The sequence below is a fragment of the Streptomyces sp. NBRC 110611 genome (assembly GCF_001590865.1).
Classification (GTDB): domain Bacteria; phylum Actinomycetota; class Actinomycetes; order Streptomycetales; family Streptomycetaceae; genus Streptomyces.
In genome coordinates this window covers 22,351-25,340 of record NZ_BBUY01000035.1, presented here as the reverse complement: position 1 = coordinate 25,340, position 2,990 = coordinate 22,351, and the positions used below count along the sequence as shown (strand labels likewise).

Below are 2,990 nucleotides of genomic sequence, written 5' to 3'. Positions count from 1 at the left end.
CCCTAGGGGGATGATGCCGATTGCGGCCGGCAGGAGGGCCGCGAAGAGCACCAGCCACAGGCCGTGCAGGATGCGGGAGAGCTTCGTCTTGGCCCCGGCCTGGACGTTGGCCGCGCTGCGCACGATGACCGCGGTCAGGGGCAGGGCACCGAGGATGCCGCAGAGGGTGTTGCCCACTCCCTGGGCCATCAGTTCCTTGTCGTAGTCGGTGCGTGGGCCGTCATGCATGCGGTCGACGGCGGCCGCACTGAAGAGGCTCTCGGCCGAGGCGATGAGCGCGAAGGCGAGGACCGTGCCCAGGGCGGCGAGGCTGCCCAGCGAGGCGAAGTCGGACATCCCCGGCGGCTGGATGGCCGAGAGGAGTCCTTGGACTTCGACGCGGGGTACGGGCCAGCCGGCCACGGCGGTGGCGGCGGTGGCCAGCGCGACGCCGGCGAGCGGCGCGGGCACCACCTGGGCCTTGGCGGGGAGTTTCTTCCACAGGACGAGGACGGCGATGGTGGCTGCCCCGATGGCGAACGCGGTCAGGGCGGCGCTGGAGGTGGCGATCTCGGTGACCAGGTGCGGCAGTCCCGCGATTTTGTCGATCCCGGAGCGGGGTTGCTTGACGTCGGCCATGGTGTAGAGCTGGCCGAAGATCAGCACAAGGCCGATGCCGGCGAGCATGCCCTGGACGACGGCGACCGTGATCGCGCGGAAGAAGCGGCCGAACCGCAGGGCTCCCAGAGCGATTTGGGCCAGGCCGGCGATCAGGACGATGGCTCCCAGGACGCCGAGGCCGAATTCCTGGACGGCCTCGAAGACCAGGACGGTCAACCCGGCGGCCGGGCCGCTGACTTGGAGGCTGCTGCCGGGCAGGAAGCCGAAGACCAGGCCGCCGACGATGCCGGTGATCAGGCCGAGTTCGGCCGGTACTCCGGAGGCCACGGCCACTCCCACGCACAGGGGCAGGGCGACCAGGAAGACGACCAGGGAGGCCAGGACGTCATGCCGCAGATAGGCGGGTCTTTGAGGGTGGAGAGCATCAGTGGACTTCCTCGCACAGGGGAAGCGGAAAGGGGGAAGTACTCGGCGGCCCGTGGGGCGGGCGGACGTGGGTCACAGCGGCCGGAACGACGCGTGGTCCGGGCCGTACTGCTGTACGGCTCCGGTGTGCACCTCGTAGTACCAGGCGTGCACCGCCAACGTCCCCGCCGCGACCCGCTCCGCGATACAGGGGTGGGTGTACAGCCGCTCCAGCTGAGCGACCGCGTGGCGCTGAACCGCCTCGGCAAGGTCCGGGGAAGGGGGTGTGGTCGTCTCGGGCCTGGACGCCGCGTGCTCCAGCCAGCCCTGTACGGCGGGCAGCCCGGACAGATCGCCGCCACTTACCAGGGCGTTGACCGCGCCGCAGTGGGAGTGTCCGCACACGATGACGTCGCTGACGCCCAAGACGCGCACCGCGAACTCGATGGTGGCCGTCTCGCCAGTGGGGTGGTCGCTGCGGTACTCGGGAACGATGTTGCCCGCTGTGCGGAGCTCGAACAGTTCACCGGGTCGTGCGCCGGTGATCAGGGAGGGCACCACGCGTGAGTCGGAGCAGGTGATGAACAGGACCTCGGGGCTCTGCCCGGCCTCAAGGGTGCGGAACTCCTCGGCACGCTCGGCCACGTGCGTCGTGAAGGAACGTGCGTTGTCAAACAGGGACTTCATGGTGGCCTTTCTCCTGCGCCCGCAAGCGTGTTGCGGGCGCGGTGTGTTCAGGTCATCAGTCGATGGGTGTGCGTCGGCGTGCCCGAAGAGCGGGACAGCCGGTGTGCTTCCGCGTCATCGTCGACGCGGAGAGGTAGTCGGAGACGGACGGCGTTCACCCCTGCAGCGGGGAGCGCCCGTCACCGCGTGGCGCTAGGAGCGGGAACGTCTGTGGTCCGGGAGCGACCATGCCGACCAGTGCCCGGAATCGCAGGGAATCCGACGCCACTCCATCAGCACATCTCCCCCTGAGTAATGCGGCCGTTGGCCAGACCACATGTGTGCCACTGCACCAGTTCGTTACGGCAGTTCGCTTGGTACTACCGCGAACACCTCTTTGCCTGGAGATTACCTCACAGCTGAAGGTCAAGTCATGGTCAAGCACTATACCGTTTGGGTGATTGTCGCATTGCTGACTGTGACGTGCCCAGGCGTACGCCCCTTAGCTGAAACTCGCCGCCTCACCGTGGCGGTCAATCTCTACGCCGAGGATCCCCGCCAAGAAGAGGCTGGGACGCGCTCAGGTAGTGGTCCTGCCCGGCCCGGGCCGTCGATCATGTCGAAGTCCCCCATGTCCAGGGGGGCGAGTGTGGTGGCAGGGACGACCTCGGAATTTCTGTGATCACTCAACGTTAGGGATGCCGCGCTGTGGAGTTGGTCGCCCTGGTCAGCACGTCGTCCGCTTCTCGACCGTTGAGACGGGCCGGGCCTGGAGTTGCTGCTTCCTTCGGCAGGCCGCGGGCTGTGACGAGTCGGACACTCCCGTCCGCCAGCCGGTAGGACAGACCCACCACGGCCGTCTTTCCGGCAGCAACGTGGTCGGCGAGCACTCTGGAGCGGTCCAGAAAGAGGTCGACGGTGTGCCAGATGTGCTCGGCGATGATGTCACCGTCCCCGGTGAGGCCGGCGGCACGGGCGGGCAGGACGCTGGTCGTGACGCGCTCGATGACGTTGTGCACGTACTCCGTGGTGCCGACGCCGTCGGCGAGGGCGGCTCGGGTTGCCGCTGCACGAGTCGTGGCTCAGCACCACTACCAGCGGGCAGCCCAGCACGCTCAGGTCGTACTCGATGCTGTCCAGCACCTCCGACCCCGCCACGTGGCCGGCGGTGCGGACACGAAGCGCTCACCCAAGCCCCGGTCGAAGCTGATCTCAGCGGCCGGGAGTCGGAGGAGCCGAAGAGCACAGCGAACGGGCGCTGAACGGGCGCGCCCGCAACGAAGCGCTCGTTGCCAGCCAGCAGCTGCTCGAAAGCTTGG

General features: G+C 68.2%; 2 protein-coding genes and 1 pseudogene. All 3 read right to left on the bottom strand.

From position 1 onward, the window contains the following. Window positions 1–996: SulP family inorganic anion transporter (locus AZE13_RS32200; protein WP_066940088.1), on the bottom strand; the 996-nt coding region annotated here is incomplete at its 3' end. Window positions 997–1,098: 102 nt separating this feature from the next. After that, complete coding sequence (locus AZE13_RS32195) at window positions 1,099–1,692, bottom strand: carbonic anhydrase (protein ID WP_066940079.1); 594 nt, start codon at window positions 1,690–1,692, stop codon at window positions 1,099–1,101. Window positions 1,693–2,456: 764 nt separating this feature from the next. After that, window positions 2,457–2,990, bottom strand: a pseudogene (locus AZE13_RS32190) (carbonic anhydrase); the annotation flags it as partial.

Coding starts and splice junctions, on each gene's coding strand:
- AZE13_RS32195 (WP_066940079.1), bottom strand. CDS start 1,692: ATGAAGTCCCTGTTTGACAACGCACGTTCCTTCACGACGCACGTGGCC.